The organism is Acidovorax sp. (assembly GCF_046341535.1).
Classification (GTDB): Bacteria; Pseudomonadota; Gammaproteobacteria; order Burkholderiales; family Burkholderiaceae_C; genus Acidovorax.
Genome location: NZ_JBKDRI010000105.1, coordinates 1 through 13,379, shown reverse-complemented (window position 1 = coordinate 13,379; position 13,379 = coordinate 1). Strand labels below are relative to the sequence as shown.

Sequence of the window (13,379 nt, the reverse complement as noted above, 5' to 3'; positions counted from 1 at the left end):
GGCAGTTGGATGCATTTGCCAGCGCTGCTGTTGGGGCGCCAGGCAAGGCGCGACGACGCGGCAGGCTCGTGCCTGCAAGGAGGAGCAACACCGCATGGCGCTCCAAAAGCGGTGCTGGCAAGTGCATAGCGCTGTCACCCCAAAGGTGGGGCTGCAAAAACAACCCAAGGCCCGAGTCCATGCGGTGTGCGGCAAGATGACAAGCGGTCAACTGCCGTTTTTAGGTTGATTGGGTTTTGGGTGCCGTGGCCGGGTGTCATGCCGCGCGGGGCTGTTGCAGGCGGGCCGCGGCCCATAGCACCTGGTCCACCACGGCGCGCACGCGGTCGCGGTGGGCGGGTTGCACCAGGGCGCCGCTGTCGTCAAACGCGGTGGCCGCGCTGCCCAGCGCAAAGGCCTTGGGTGCCAGCCAGCATTCCAGGTTGGTCAGCAGCGGGCCCAGGTGGCTTTGCGAACGCAGGCCGCCCAGTGCGCCGGGCGATGCGCTGAGCATGCCCACCACCTTGCCGCGAAAGCTGCGTGTGCCGTCCTGCCAGTCAGCGTGGCCCTTGACGGGGCTGGACGCCCAGTCGATGGTGTTCTTGAGCAGGGCGGTGTAGCTGCCGTTGTACTCGGGCGAGCAGATGATCCAGGCCGGGTGCTGGAACAGGATGTCCTTGAGCCGAAGCACATCGGCCGGTGTGCCCTGGGCTTCGAGGTCGGCGTTGTACAGCGGGATGTCCAGCATGCCCAGCTCCAGCACGGTGACGGAGGCACCGGCCTCGCGGGCGATGGCGGCCGTGGCGTGGGCGAGCTTGCGGTTCAAGGATTGCTGGCGGGTGCTGCCCGCAAAGACGAGGAGGGAGGCTGCTGGGTGTGTCATGGTGCCCGTGATTGAAGCACAGGTGCGGGGCAGGAATCCTGCGTGGACGCGGGGGGCGTTGGAGGCCCTAGGACCCTGTCGGACTTGGAGCGTCGAAAGCGAAAATCGGCGAGAGCGAGGACAGTTTTTGCCGAATTTGCAGCCCCATAGCTGAGCTATGGGGCAAAAAGGCGGTTAAAAATGGACCGCTGCGGTCGATTTGCAGCCGACGATTTCCAGGTCCGACAGTCTCCTAGACTACAAGACCATCAATCCCCGTCATCTTCTGGAGCATTCATGCACTTTCCGCCAGGCCGCCTGCCTGCCCGTCGGCGCTTTTTCTTGTCGGTGCTTGCTGCCTGGGTCGCTGGCGCGGCGGGTTGTGGGGGTGGCGGCGGTAATGACGCGGGTGGCTCGGCGCAAGCGAAGCCTGTGGCTACCTGGGCGGCTGTGCTGAGCGACTTGCAGGAAGACGTGCGGTTTTTGAACATTCCCGCGCCCGCGCGCAGGGCGTTCCAGAATGAGACGCTCCGGCAGACCGCCCAGGTTTCGCTCGGTGGTGACCAGTTCCGCATCCAGTTCGCCAATCCCTACGGTAAGGCACCGTTGCCACTGGCGCGGGTGCGGGCAGCGTTGAGCACCGGCCCGGGCAGCGTGGATGTGGCGACCGATGTGGCGGTGACCTTTCAGGGGCAGGCGTCGGTGTCGATCCCTCCGGGCGGTCAGGTCTGGAGCGACGCGGTGTCGATCCGGGTGCCCGATGGCGGGGCGGTGGCCGTGAGCGCGTATGTGCGTGATGCGGCCGATGCGTTTTCGGCCCACCGGTACGCGAACGTTGTGCACCATGTGGGGCCGGGCGACCTGAGCAGTGCCGCCGCCATGCCGCTGGGCGCGGAGAACCAGATCACGGCGTCGTACTGGATGAGCGCCATCGACGTATTCCGGACGACGCCCGCCCGCGTGGTGGTGGCGTTTGGCGACTCGCTGACTGACGGCAATGGTTCAACGCTGGGCGCTAACCGTCGCTATCCAGACCTGCTGTCTGCGCGCCTGCGCCCTGGCATGGCGGGGGCGCCTGTGTCGGTGGTCAACGCCGGGCTGGGGGGCAACCGCTGGCTGCACGACCGGTTTGGCCCCAGGGGCGTGGACCGTTTTCGGCGCGATGTGCTGGCCATGACGGGGGTGACGGATGTCATCATCCAGATGGGGATCAACGACATTGGCTTTCAGCAGGCGTGGACGCCTGACGAGAAGGCCGTGCCAGCGGACTTGATGGCCAGCCTGTCGAGCGCTGTGGCCGCCGCCCAGGCGGCCGGGGTGCGGGTGTACCTGGGCACGCTCACGCCGTTCAAGGGCCATGTGTACTTTTCAGAGCAGGGCGAGCAGATGCGCCAGGCGGTCAACCAATGGATTCGCGCCAATACCCAAGTCGCTGGTGTTTTCGATTTTGACGCGGCGGTACGCGACCCGGTGGAGCCGGAGCGCATTTTGGCCGCGTACCGCGATGAGGACCATCTGCACCTGAATGACCTGGGCTATGCACGGCTGGCCGAGATCATTGCGCTCGACCGGTTTCGTTGAGCCGGTCGCCGTGGCCTTTGCGGTGAGGGTGTTTCACGTGAAACACGGCATGGCAGGGTGTGTGGCCCCGCTGGGGACAGACGCGGTCGGCACAAAGTGAGAAAATCCCGGGTTGCCCGCCGGGGCGCCGCGCACGGCGCCTGCAGCGGGGCCGGTGTGCGGGGCTTGTCGAGCCTGCGCGTGCGCCGGGATTTTTGACCAACGGGCCCACTCGGCCCCGGAGCGCTGTGATGTTGTACCCCCAGGAATTTGACGTGATCGTGGTCGGCGGCGGCCATGCAGGCACCGAGGCGGCGCTGGCTGCGGCGCGCATGGGCAGCAAGACGCTGCTGCTGACGCACAACATCGAGACGCTGGGGCAGATGAGCTGCAACCCCAGCATCGGCGGCATCGGCAAGGGCCATCTGGTCAAAGAGGTGGACGCCTTGGGTGGCGCCATGGCGCTGGCCACGGATGAGGGTGGCATCCAGTTCCGCATCCTCAATAGCTCCAAGGGCCCGGCTGTGCGCGCCACGCGGGCGCAGGCCGACCGCATTCTGTACAAGGCCGCCATCCGCCGCATGCTGGAGAACCAGCCCAACCTGTGGCTGTTCCAGCAGGCGGTGGATGACCTGATGGTGGAGGGCGACCGCGTGGTGGGCGCAGTGACGCAGGTGGGTATCCGCTTTCGCAGCCGCACGGTGGTGCTCACCGCCGGTACCTTCTTGGACGGCAAGATCCATGTGGGCCTGAACAACTACGCCGCTGGCCGGGCGGGGGACCCGCCTGCGGTGTCGCTGTCGGCGCGCCTGAAGGAACTGAGGCTGCCGCAAGGGCGCCTGAAGACGGGCACGCCGCCGCGCATCGACGGGCGCAGCATCGACTTCTCGAAGTGCACCGAGCAGCCCGGCGATGGCATGCCCGGCGGCGTGAACGAGGGCACGGTGCCCGTGTTCAGTTTCATGGGCAATGCACAAATGCACCCCCGGCAGGTGCCTTGCTGGATCACCCACACCAACGAGCGCACGCACGACATCATCCGCAGCGGCTTTGACCGCAGCCCCATGTTCACCGGCAAGATCGAAGGCGTGGGCCCGCGCTACTGCCCCAGCGTCGAGGACAAAATCAACCGCTTTGCCGACAAGGACAGCCACCAGATTTTTCTGGAGCCCGAGGGCCTGACCACGCACGAGTTTTACCCCAACGGCATCAGCACCAGCCTGCCGTTTGACATCCAGTACGACCTGGTTCGCAGCATGCCCGGGCTGGAAAACGCGCACATCCTGCGCCCCGGCTACGCCATCGAATACGACTACTTTGACCCGCGCTCGCTCAAGAGCAGCTTTGAAACGCGCCAGATCCACGGGCTGTTTTTTGCCGGGCAGATCAATGGCACCACCGGCTATGAAGAGGCGGCGGCCCAGGGGCTGTTTGCTGGCATCAACGCCGCGCTGCAGTGCCGTGAGATCAAGTGCGAACCCAACGCGTTCGGAGCCGCCTGGCTGCCCGGCCGCGACGAGGCCTACCTGGGCGTGCTGGTGGACGACCTGATCACCAAGGGCGTGACCGAGCCCTACCGCATGTTCACCAGCCGCGCCGAGTTTCGCCTGCAACTGCGCGAGGACAACGCCGACATGCGCCTGACCGAAGCAGGGCGGCGCATGGGTCTGGTGGATGATGCGCGCTGGGATGCGTTCAGCCGCAAGCGCGATGCCGTGGCGCGTGAAACAGAGCGCCTGAAGGCCACCTGGGTCAACCCGCGCAACCTGCCTGCGGCCGAATCCGAGCGCGTGCTGGGCAAGCGCATCGAGCATGAATACAACCTGTTTGAACTGCTGCGTCGGCCGGATGTGAGCTACGCCGGCCTGATGACGCTCGATGGCGGCAAGTACGCCAGCGCCGATGTTTCACGTGAAACGCTGGGCGAGCTGGCGGAACCCGTGCTGGAGCAGGTGGAAATTGCCGCCAAGTACGCAGGCTACATCGACCGCCAAAAGGACGAGGTGGAGCGTGCCGCCCATTTTGAAAAGCTGCGCCTGCCAGCCGACCTGGACTACATGCAGGTCACGGCGCTGAGCATCGAGGCCCGCCAGGTGCTCAACCGCCACCGGCCTGAGACCTTGGGCCACGCGTCGCGCATCACGGGCATCACGCCCGCATCGATTTCGCTGTTGATGGTGCACCTCAAAAAAGGGGGCTTCCGGGAATTTGCTGCCGTGGCCACCAAGGCCGAGGGCGAAGTCGCGGCATGAGCGCAGCAGCCACCGACAAAAGCCTGCGTGACCCGCTGAAGTCCGGTGCGACCGCGCTCGGGCTGGCGCTGAGCGATGCGCAGCTCGACCAGCTCATGGCCTTCATGGCCCAGTTGCACCAGTGGAACAAGGTCTACAACCTGACGGCCGTGCGCGAGCCGCAAGAGATGCTCACCCACCATCTGCTCGACAGTCTGGCGGCTGTCGCGCCACTGCGTCGGCACCTGGCTGGGCTGGCCGGGCGGGGCGGGGCGGCTGCGCCGGTGCGCCTGCTGGATGTCGGGTCTGGCGGTGGCCTGCCCGGCGTGGTGTTTGCCATTTGCTGCCCCGATCTGGATGTGAGTTGCGTGGATGCCGTGGGCAAAAAAGCGGCGTTCATTCAGCAGGTGGCGGCAGTGCTGCGGCTGCGCAATCTGCACGGCATTCATGCGCGGGTGGAAACGCTGACCGCGCCCTTTGACGTGGTGAGCTGCCGGGCCTTTGCCTCGCTGCCTGACTTCGTCACCTGGTCGCGCGGCGCGCTCGCCGCACCGCAGGGTGTGTGGCTGGCCATGAAGGGCAAACACCCCCAGGATGAAATCGCCGCACTGCCTGCCGATGCATCGGTGTTTCACGTGGAACCACTCGCCGTGCCGGGGCTGGATGCGGAGCGCTGCATCGTCTGGATGCGGCCGCAGTTCGCCATTTAGTTGGCCGATTACACTTGCGCCCTCGGGTGCAAGCAAAAAGGTGAGGGGCTCGTGCTGAAAAAATTCTGGAGCGGGATTGTGTTTGGAGCCGGATTTTCCGTAGCCGTGGCACTGGCTGCGTGGCTGATGATTCACGTTTCGTCTATGAGGTCCGATGGCCGTCCTGTCTATTTTGGCAGTGCGCCGGCCCCCAGGGAGTCTGGGCAGCAAGAGGTGATCGGCACCCAATACCCTCTGTTGCACGACTTACCGATTGAACAGCGAGTCGAACGTGCGTCGGTCATCATCGTGACGAAGTTTGAAAGCGCGGCTGACGGACGCAAAAAAGCGGTCGTAGCGGAGATTCTCAAGCAGGCGTCAGGCACGCGGTTTAACTACAAGGTCGGAGATGAATATCCCGCAGCGAGCTACTACCCAAGAGAGGGCGTAGATCGTGGCGATGGATCGGTGGTCTTCTTTGAGGGCGTGCCCGCCGAAATGCGGTACTCATCTACGTACCGCGACGGTCGCATCAGCGGGTTGGGGGATATTCCCCTGGAATTGTTTCGGGATAAATGCGCTCGGGCGCGGGCGGGGTGAACCATGTTTGGCATTGCTGACTACGGCGCGTTTGTGGCCGCCATTGTGCTGTTCCTGGCCATTCCGGGCCCGGGCAATCTGGCGCTCATCACATCGACCGGCAAGGGCGGCGTGCGGGGCGGTCTGGCGGCCACCCTGGGTGTGATTGCGGGTGACCAGGTGCTGATGTGGGCGGCAGTGGCAGGCGTGGCTGCGCTGCTGGCAACGTATCCGGCGGCGTTTCATGCGGTGCAGTGGCTGGGCGCCCTCTATCTGGCCTGGCTGGGTTTCAAGATGGTCACGGCCAAGCCGGGCGCGCGGCCTATTCTGAACATCCAGCCGCGCCATTACTTCCGGCAAGCCGGGCTGATCACCTTGCTCAATCCCAAAGCCATCGTTTTTTACATGGCCTTCTTCCCGCTGTTTGTGGACCCGGCCCGCCACCAGGGCCTCATCACGTTTGGTGTGATGGCGGCGACCATTGCGGCGCTCACCTTTGCCTACGGCCTGATCGTGGTGCTGCTCACGCACCATCTGGCCGAGCGCATGCGCGCCAACCCGCGCATCGGCCGCGCGTTGGAAAAGCTGGCGGGCGTTTGTCTGATCGGCTTTGGGGTCAAACTCGCCATCGCCCGGTAACCCGATTTTTCACCCCACTGACTGCAGCACCACATGGCCAAGATTTTTTGTGTCGCTAACCAAAAGGGTGGCGTCGGCAAGACCACCACCACCGTCAACCTGGCTGCCGGTCTGGCCAAGGTGGGCCAGCGCGTGCTGATGGTGGACCTGGACCCCCAGGGCAACGCCACCATGGGCTCGGGTGTGGACAAGCGCAGCCTGCCGCTGTCGGTGTATGACGTGCTGCTCGAATCGGCCTCGGTCAAGGAGGCGGCGGTGCTGTCGGACAAATGCGGCTTCTGGGTGCTGGGCGCTAACCGCGAACTGGCCGGTGCCGAGGTGGAGCTGGTGGCGCTGGACCACCGCGAAAAGCGCCTGAAGACCGCCCTGGCCGAAGCCAGCGGCGACTACGACTTTGTGCTCATCGACTGCCCGCCCAGCCTGTCGATGCTCACGCTCAACGGCCTGTGCAGCGCCCATGGGGTCATCGTGCCCATGCAGTGCGAATACTTCGCGCTCGAAGGTCTGACCGATCTGGTCAACACCATCAAGCAGGTGCACGCCAATCTCAACGCCGACCTGCAGATCATCGGCCTGCTGCGCGTGATGTTCGACCCGCGCATCACGCTGCAGCAGCAGGTGAGCGACCAGCTCAAGAGCCACTTTGGCGACAAGGTGTTCAACAGCGTGATCCCGCGCAACGTGCGCCTGGCCGAGGCCCCCAGCTACGGGCTGCCGGGCGTGGTGTTCGACCCGGCCGCCAAGGGCAGCCAGGCTTTTGTGGAGTTTGCGCACGAGATGGTGGAGCGCGTCAAAAGCATGCCCACCACGGCAACTTCTATAGTCAAAATGGCCAGTCGCGCTTGATGCGCAAGCATAAGCAGCTATTAAAGTAATAGCAATGAAGGCGTCCAGCATCCTGTTGCTGCCCGGCTGGCAGAACTCTGGCCCCGGGCACTGGCAAAGCCGGTGGGAGGCCTTGCACGGCTATCGCCGCGTAGAGCAGCACGACTGGATGCGCCCGCTGCGCGGCGACTGGTCGGCACGCCTGGAAGAATCCGTGGCCGATGCGGATGGCCCCGTGGTGCTGGTGGCGCACAGCCTGGGCTGCATCCTCACGGCCTGGTGGGCCGCGCACACGCGCCATGCGGCCAGGGTGCGGGCCGCATTGCTGGTGGCGCCCGGGGATGTTGAGCAGCCCGAGCTGGCCGCGCAGATCCATGGCTGGGCCCCGATCGCGCGCCAGCGGCTGCCGTTCCCGGCAGTGCTGGTGGGCAGCCAAAATGACCCGTATTGCAGCGTGGACCGTGCGCAGGAACTGGCCGGTGCCTGGGGCGCGCGGTTTGTGGACTACGGCGAGCGTGGGCATATCAATGCCGACTCCGGGCTGGGCGACTGGGACGAGGGCCACGGCTGGTTGCGTTCGCTGACAGGCGGGGCTGCATGACGCGCTGGGCGTTTTGGCGCAGGCAGGCCGCGCCCTCAGCGCAGCCGGTTGCGCCAGCGCAGCCGCCCAGGCGGGTCGATCCGGGCTGGGCAGAGGTGCCGCTGGCCGTGCTGTCGTGGTGTTTGCCAGGCAGCGCCGTGGTGGTGGGTGTGCTGGGGCAGATTGCGCTGGCCGTGGTTCTGCTTGCCTTGGCCGTGGGCATTTGGCTGCGCTTGTGGCGGGGTCGCCGGCGGCGCCAATCCTGAATATCGTTAGAGAAAGTTGTTGCAATGGTCACCAAAAAACCCAAGGGCCTCGGCCGCGGCCTCGAAGCACTGCTGGGCCCCAAGGTCGAAGACAAGGCCGAGCAGGCCCAAACCGCCGAGGCCGGGTTGCCCAGCACGCTGCCCTTGAGCGCGCTGGTGCCCGGCATGTACCAGCCCCGCACCCGCATGGACGAGGGCGCGCTGTACGAGCTGGCCGAGTCGATCAAGGCGCAGGGCATCATGCAGCCGATTCTTGTTCGTCGCCTCGACGACGAACAGGCCCGGCTGCGCCGACAGGAACGCGCATCGCAGGGGCCTTCCTCCGCAATGGGTGCCCTCAGCGAAACGGGGCCGTTGTATGAAATCATCGCGGGCGAGCGGCGCTTTCGCGCATCGCGCCTGGCGGGGCTGGCCGAGGTGCCGGTGCTGGTGCGCGACGTGCCCAACGAGGCCGCTGCGGCCATGGCGCTCATCGAGAACATCCAGCGCGAAGACCTGAACCCGCTGGAAGAAGCGCAGGGCCTGCAGCGCCTGGTGCGCGAGTTCGGCCTCACGCACGAGCAGGCCGCGCAGGCCGTGGGCCGCTCGCGCAGCGCGGCCAGCAACCTGCTGCGCCTGTTGAACCTGGCCGAGCCGGTGCAGACCATGCTGATGGCCGGCGACATCGACATGGGCCATGCCCGGGCGCTGCTGGCGCTGGACCGCGCCGCGCAGATCACGGCCGGCAACCAGATCGCGGCCAAGAAGCTGTCCGTGCGCGAGGCCGAGGCGCTGGTCAAGAAGATCGGGGCCGAGTTCAGCCTGGTGCCTCAAAAGCCCCAGAAAGAAAAGTCGCGCGACTTGAAGCGCGTGGAAGAAGAACTCTCAGACCTGCTCATGGCCGAGGTCGAGGTGCGCGTGAAAAAACGCGTCAAGCGCCATGGCCGGGTGGAAGACATGGGCGAGCTGGCGATCCAGTTCGGGTCGCTGGAGGCCTTGAACGGCCTGATCGACCGCCTGCGGGGGTAACACGCCAGCGCCAGTGGCCGCGCTTGCGGCACAGAGCGCTGCGGTGGGCGGCATCTTTGGTGGCGGCATCCGATGGGCAGGGCCATGGTCGCGACAGGCCCGTGGCCCGTGCAAGCCCGCGGCCTTGGTGTGTTGGGACAGGCGGTTCGCACGCTCCCTTCAGGAACCTCTCCCACAGGCCTTGGCCGTTTTTTAGTTTCGTACACTCACGTTCGCCCCCGAGCCCAGCCCCATCCATGAACGGTTGCTGCGCCACGGCAGCAAGAAAGGCCCCATGCTGCGTCGCCTCCTGTTGTGTCATGCTTTGGCCACGGCAGCCACGCTGGGTGCGGGCCTGGTTGCCTTGCCAGCCGCAGCGCAGGGCCGCATCGGTGTGCTGATGCTGCATGGCAAAAATCCGGGTAACAACCAAGATCCTTATTTCGGTCCGCTGAAGGGCCTGTTTGAACGCCAGGGTTGGCTGGTCCTCTATCCCGACATGCCGTGGTCGCGCGGGCGCTATCTGGATGGCAGTCTCGACAAAGCCATGGCCGAGATCGCAGGCCACATCAAAAGCCTGCGCGACCAGGGCGCAACCCACATCGTGATCGTGGGGCACAGCATGGGCTCACCCGCAGGCATGGCGCATGCGGCACGCGGCGGCGATGTCCATGCGCTGGTGCTGCTGGCGCCCGGCCATGTTCCGGTCGGCTACTACACGCAGCCCTGGGGCAAGCCGGTGCATGACAGCATCAACGAAGCGCGCGCGCTGGTCGCTGCAGGCAAAGGGGATTCGCGTGAACGTTTCAGCGACATCAATCAGGGGCGCCAGCAAACGGTAGTGACCACCGCCAGGGACTACCTGTCGTGGTTTGACCCGGCGTCCGATGCCGAAATGTCGGTGACCGCGCCCCGCATCCCGGCTCACACGGCGGTCATGACGGTCGTTGGCCAGAAAGACCCGTTGTTCAACGCGATCAAGACTTACTTTGTCGACAAGTTGCCCGCCAACCCGAAGAACCAATACCTGGAAGTCTCCGGCGGCCATCTCGACACCCCCCGGGTGGCCAGCGACGAGATCATTGCCTGGATCAAGACCGCGGTCGCTCCCTGAGCCGCCCTGCCGATCGGTGACTTATTGAGTCGGCACCTTTGAACTTGAACCAGCCGTTCGGGCTGAGCCTGTCGAAGCCTTGCGCAGAGCTTCGAACCGCATCAACGCATTCAAGTTGGTTGATGCCGACTCAATAGCGCACGCCAACGGTTTCCGAACGGCGTTTGCGCGGGCAGAATGCGGGCTGCGGTGCCTGCACTGCGCTGCGTTCAACACACCCGGGTTGACCGCAAGCTCTCACCAAGCGGCGGCGGTGCTGCTTGGTGGCCGACGATGGATGGCCGGGTGATCCATGGATGTTCTGGAGCGAAGCTGATGATGACTCCTTTGCGCTCTCTGCCCCCCGCCTGCCTGGCAGCCGCCCTGTGCATCGCCAGCCTGGGCGCCCCCGCCCAAACCACCAAGGCGCCCAAGGTGCAGCTGTGGATGGATCTGTCCACCAGCACCATGGCCGGCATGCCCGAGATGGACAGCTTGCCCGGCGGCGGGGGCATGCTCGGCGGCCTCATGGGTGGCATGGGCGGCATAGGTGGCATGGGCGGCAGCGGCAACACGGCTTACGGTAACGCCCGCGCCATGTCCATCATGCCGCCGCGGGTCATCGACATCGCCCTGTACAACAGCCTGCGCCCTGGCGTCGAGGCCAGCCAGTCCATCCCGCCGGGCATGCGCATGGGCGAATCCCTGCCGCTGATTCCGCCGCGCGCCCAGCCCACCCAGAGTGAGCCCGGCGAGGTGCCGCAGGAATACCAGCAGCAACAGCCCAAGGGCCGCATCCTGCTGTACTGGGGATGCAGTGCCACGGTGCCTGCGGGCCAGCCCCGCGTCATCGACCTGGCGCGTGCCAAGCCATTGGACTTTGCCCAGGCCTTCGCCGGCCGTGCCGTGCCCGACCGCGGCCCGCGTGTGGGCCCCGCCTATGCGCTGTACCCCAACGAACGCAACCGGGTGAGCCTATCGCGGGACAGCTCGGTGGTGGGCGAGCATCAGGTGCACGGCGATGGCGTGCCTGCCTCGATGAAATTCACGCTGGGCGCAGCGCAAGATCTGATGCCCGCCATCGACCTGCGCACCACCGGCAAGCTGCCCGACAGCATGGGCACCAGCTGGCAGCCCGTGCGCCATGCGCGTGCCTACTACCTGCATGCCCTGTCGCAGATCGGAGACGACCTCGTGATGTGGTCCAGCGCCGAAACGCCGGACACCGGCATGGGCCTGTTCGACTACCTCTCGCCGGCCACCATCGACCGCTGGCTCAAGGAGCGTGTGCTGCTGCCACCCGAGACCACGCAATGCGCCATTCCCCAGGGCATCTTTGCGGGCGGCGGGCGCGATGCCACGCCCATGCTGCGCATGATGGCCTACGGTGGCGAGAGCTACATCGTGCACCCGCCCCGACCGACCGACCCCAAAGCCGCGTGGGAGCCTGAATGGTCGGTGCGCGTGCGCGTGAAGTCGCACACCATGGCCATGTTGGGCGAAGAGGCGCAGGAGCGCCGAGGCAGCAGGGGCGCAGTCCCGCCGGCTCCGTCGGGGGGCACCGGCGCTTACTCCAGCGGCATGGGCGGCGCGCCCGCAGGTCAGCCGCCGGCGGGCGATGCTGGCACCGACGCAGGCAATGTGGTCAACCCCCTTAATCTGTTGCGCGGCATTTTGGGCCGCTGACACCCCGGGCCGGTTCACACAACGATGGCAAGTTTGAGCAGGCCCTGAACCATGCTGGCCCCGCGCATACCCTGGCCCCTGCCCGCGCTGGCGACATGGGCCTGTGCCTGGCTGATCTTCGTGGCGCTGCAGCGCGTGGCGGTGCCGCCTATCGGCGCTCTGGTGCTGGCCTGCCTGCTGGGCACGGCCGCCAGTGTGCTGGGCGACACCTGGTGGCAGCGCGCTCTGATCGCCGCCGGGTTCCCTTTGTCGCTGGCGCTGCTCGGGGCGGCCAGCCTGCCCGCCTGGACATGGTTGGTGCCGCTGGGGCTGCTGCTACTGGTCTACCCCCTGAACGCCTGGCGCGATGCGCCGCTGTTTCCCACGCCGCACCACGCGCTGCACGCGCTGGCCGGGCAGGCGCCGCTGCCGCCGGGTGCGCGGGTGCTGGATGCCGGCAGCGGCCTGGGCGACGGCCTCATGGCGCTGCGGCACGCGTACCCGGCAGCCCAACTCGAAGGCCTGGAATGGAGCTGGCCCCTGCGCCTGCTGTGCGCGCTGCGCTTCCCCTGGGCGCGCGTGCGCCGGGCCGACATGTGGACGGCCGACTGGAGCGGCTACCAGATGGTGTATCTGTTCCAGCGCCCCGAAAGCATGGCCCGCGCCGCCGCCAAGGCGCGGGCCGAACTGGCGCCGGGTGCCTGGCTGGTCAGCCTGGAGTTTGCCGTGCCCGGCGTGCTGCCCAGCGCCCAATTGCGTCCCGCCGGAGGGCGCGTCGTGTGGCTCTACCGCATGCCCCTGGTCGCGGTACCGAATCCCTGAACCTAAAAACGGCAGTTGACCGCTTGTCATCTTGCCGCACACCGCACGGACTCGGGCCTTGCGTTGTTTTCGCAGCCTCACCTTTGGGGTGACAGCGCTATGCACTTGCCAGCACCGTTTTTGGAGCGCCATGCGGCGTTTCTCCTCCTTGCAGGCACGAGCCTGCCGCGTCGTCGCGCCTTGCCTGGCGCCCCAACAGCAGCGCTGGCAAATGCATCCAACTGCCGTTTTTAGGTTCAACCTAAAAATGGCAGTTGACCGCTTGTCATCTTGCCGCACACCGCGTGGACTCGAGCCTTGCGTTGTTTTCGCAGACTCACCTTTGGGGTGATAGCGCTATGCACTTGCCAGCACCGCTTTTGGAGCGCCATGCGGCGTTGCTTCTCCTTGCAGGCACGAGCCTGCCGCGTCGTCGCGCCTTGCCTGGCACCCCGACAGCAGCGCTAGGAGCCTGTCGGACTTGGAAATCGTCGGCTGCAAATCGACCGCAGCGGTCCATTTTTATTGAGTCGGCATCAACCAACTTGAATGCGTTGATGCGGTTCGAAGCTCTGCGCAAGGCTTCGACAGGCTCAGCCCGAACGGCTGGTTCAAGTTCAAAG

13 protein-coding genes are annotated in these 13,379 nt (G+C 66.0%); 12 read left to right on the top strand and 1 reads right to left on the bottom strand.

Annotation, left to right across the window (positions count from 1 at the left end):
• Window positions 1-256 precede the first annotated feature (256 nt).
• A complete protein-coding gene (locus tag ACK543_RS07615) occupies window positions 257-862 on the bottom strand; it encodes an NADPH-dependent FMN reductase (protein ID WP_409942248.1) in 606 nt (201 codons plus the stop codon).
• Between the two features lie 276 nt (window positions 863-1,138).
• Here ACK543_RS07615 and ACK543_RS07610 point away from each other — a divergent pair, with 276 nt between their 5' ends.
• The 12 genes from ACK543_RS07610 to ACK543_RS07555 all read left to right on the top strand — a co-directional run bounded on the left by ACK543_RS07610 (window position 1,139) and on the right by ACK543_RS07555 (window position 12,777).
• The gene (locus ACK543_RS07610; RefSeq protein ID WP_409942247.1) at window positions 1,139-2,422 is read left to right on the top strand and encodes an SGNH/GDSL hydrolase family protein; all 1,284 of its coding nucleotides are present in this window, start codon (window positions 1,139-1,141) and stop codon (window positions 2,420-2,422) included.
• A gap of 230 nt (window positions 2,423-2,652) precedes the next feature.
• A complete protein-coding gene (gene mnmG, locus ACK543_RS07605) occupies window positions 2,653-4,653 on the top strand; it encodes a tRNA uridine-5-carboxymethylaminomethyl(34) synthesis enzyme MnmG (protein ID WP_409942246.1) in 2,001 nt (666 codons plus the stop codon).
• Window positions 4,650-5,342, top strand: a complete 693-nt coding sequence (rsmG, locus tag ACK543_RS07600; RefSeq protein WP_409942245.1) for a 16S rRNA (guanine(527)-N(7))-methyltransferase RsmG — start codon at window positions 4,650-4,652, stop codon at window positions 5,340-5,342. The genes mnmG and rsmG overlap by 4 nt, the downstream gene beginning before the upstream one ends.
• A gap of 51 nt (window positions 5,343-5,393) precedes the next feature.
• Complete coding sequence (locus ACK543_RS07595) at window positions 5,394-5,921, top strand: hypothetical protein (RefSeq protein WP_409942244.1); 528 nt, start codon at window positions 5,394-5,396, stop codon at window positions 5,919-5,921.
• Between the two features lie 3 nt (window positions 5,922-5,924).
• Entirely contained in the window at window positions 5,925-6,539 is a 615-nt protein-coding gene (locus ACK543_RS07590; protein ID WP_409942243.1) for a LysE family translocator, read from the top strand.
• A 33-nt stretch (window positions 6,540-6,572) separates the two neighbouring features.
• Entirely contained in the window at window positions 6,573-7,385 is an 813-nt protein-coding gene (locus ACK543_RS07585; RefSeq protein ID WP_409942242.1) for a ParA family protein, read from the top strand.
• Between the two features lie 34 nt (window positions 7,386-7,419).
• Window positions 7,420-7,965: an RBBP9/YdeN family alpha/beta hydrolase gene (locus ACK543_RS07580; protein ID WP_409942241.1), complete on the top strand. Its 546-nt coding sequence runs from the start codon at window positions 7,420-7,422 to the stop codon at window positions 7,963-7,965.
• Window positions 7,962-8,210 (top strand): hypothetical protein, encoded by a 249-nt coding sequence (locus ACK543_RS07575; protein WP_409942240.1) that lies wholly within the window; start codon window positions 7,962-7,964, stop codon window positions 8,208-8,210. The genes ACK543_RS07580 and ACK543_RS07575 overlap by 4 nt, the downstream gene beginning before the upstream one ends.
• Window positions 8,211-8,234: 24 nt before the next feature.
• Window positions 8,235-9,218 (top strand): ParB/RepB/Spo0J family partition protein, encoded by a 984-nt coding sequence (locus ACK543_RS07570; protein WP_409942239.1) that lies wholly within the window; start codon window positions 8,235-8,237, stop codon window positions 9,216-9,218.
• Between the two features lie 274 nt (window positions 9,219-9,492).
• Window positions 9,493-10,311 carry an alpha/beta fold hydrolase gene (locus ACK543_RS07565; RefSeq protein ID WP_409942238.1) on the top strand — a complete coding sequence of 273 codons (819 nt, stop codon included), beginning with the start codon at window positions 9,493-9,495 and terminating at the stop codon, window positions 10,309-10,311.
• Window positions 10,312-10,626: 315 nt separating this feature from the next.
• Window positions 10,627-11,976, top strand: coding sequence for a hypothetical protein (locus tag ACK543_RS07560; protein ID WP_409942237.1), 1,350 nt, complete (start codon window positions 10,627-10,629; stop codon window positions 11,974-11,976).
• Window positions 11,977-12,027: 51 nt separating this feature from the next.
• Window positions 12,028-12,777: a class I SAM-dependent methyltransferase gene (locus ACK543_RS07555; RefSeq protein ID WP_409942236.1), complete on the top strand. Its 750-nt coding sequence runs from the start codon at window positions 12,028-12,030 to the stop codon at window positions 12,775-12,777.
• Window positions 12,778-13,379 lie beyond the last annotated feature (602 nt).

What these genes read in the sequence shown, in the direction of transcription:
- ACK543_RS07615 (WP_409942248.1), bottom strand. Translation starts at nt 862, where the DNA reads ATGACACACCCAGCAGCCTCCCTCCTCGTCTTTGCGGGCAGCACCCGC.
- ACK543_RS07610 (WP_409942247.1), top strand. Translation starts at nt 1,139, where the DNA reads ATGCACTTTCCGCCAGGCCGCCTGCCTGCCCGTCGGCGCTTTTTCTTG.
- mnmG (WP_409942246.1), top strand. Translation starts at nt 2,653, where the DNA reads ATGTTGTACCCCCAGGAATTTGACGTGATCGTGGTCGGCGGCGGCCAT.
- rsmG (WP_409942245.1), top strand. Translation starts at nt 4,650, where the DNA reads ATGAGCGCAGCAGCCACCGACAAAAGCCTGCGTGACCCGCTGAAGTCC.
- ACK543_RS07590 (WP_409942243.1), top strand. Translation starts at nt 5,925, where the DNA reads ATGTTTGGCATTGCTGACTACGGCGCGTTTGTGGCCGCCATTGTGCTG.
- ACK543_RS07585 (WP_409942242.1), top strand. Translation starts at nt 6,573, where the DNA reads ATGGCCAAGATTTTTTGTGTCGCTAACCAAAAGGGTGGCGTCGGCAAG.
- ACK543_RS07580 (WP_409942241.1), top strand. Translation starts at nt 7,420, where the DNA reads ATGAAGGCGTCCAGCATCCTGTTGCTGCCCGGCTGGCAGAACTCTGGC.
- ACK543_RS07575 (WP_409942240.1), top strand. Translation starts at nt 7,962, where the DNA reads ATGACGCGCTGGGCGTTTTGGCGCAGGCAGGCCGCGCCCTCAGCGCAG.
- ACK543_RS07570 (WP_409942239.1), top strand. Translation starts at nt 8,235, where the DNA reads ATGGTCACCAAAAAACCCAAGGGCCTCGGCCGCGGCCTCGAAGCACTG.
- ACK543_RS07565 (WP_409942238.1), top strand. Translation starts at nt 9,493, where the DNA reads ATGCTGCGTCGCCTCCTGTTGTGTCATGCTTTGGCCACGGCAGCCACG.
- ACK543_RS07560 (WP_409942237.1), top strand. Translation starts at nt 10,627, where the DNA reads ATGATGACTCCTTTGCGCTCTCTGCCCCCCGCCTGCCTGGCAGCCGCC.
- ACK543_RS07555 (WP_409942236.1), top strand. Translation starts at nt 12,028, where the DNA reads ATGCTGGCCCCGCGCATACCCTGGCCCCTGCCCGCGCTGGCGACATGG.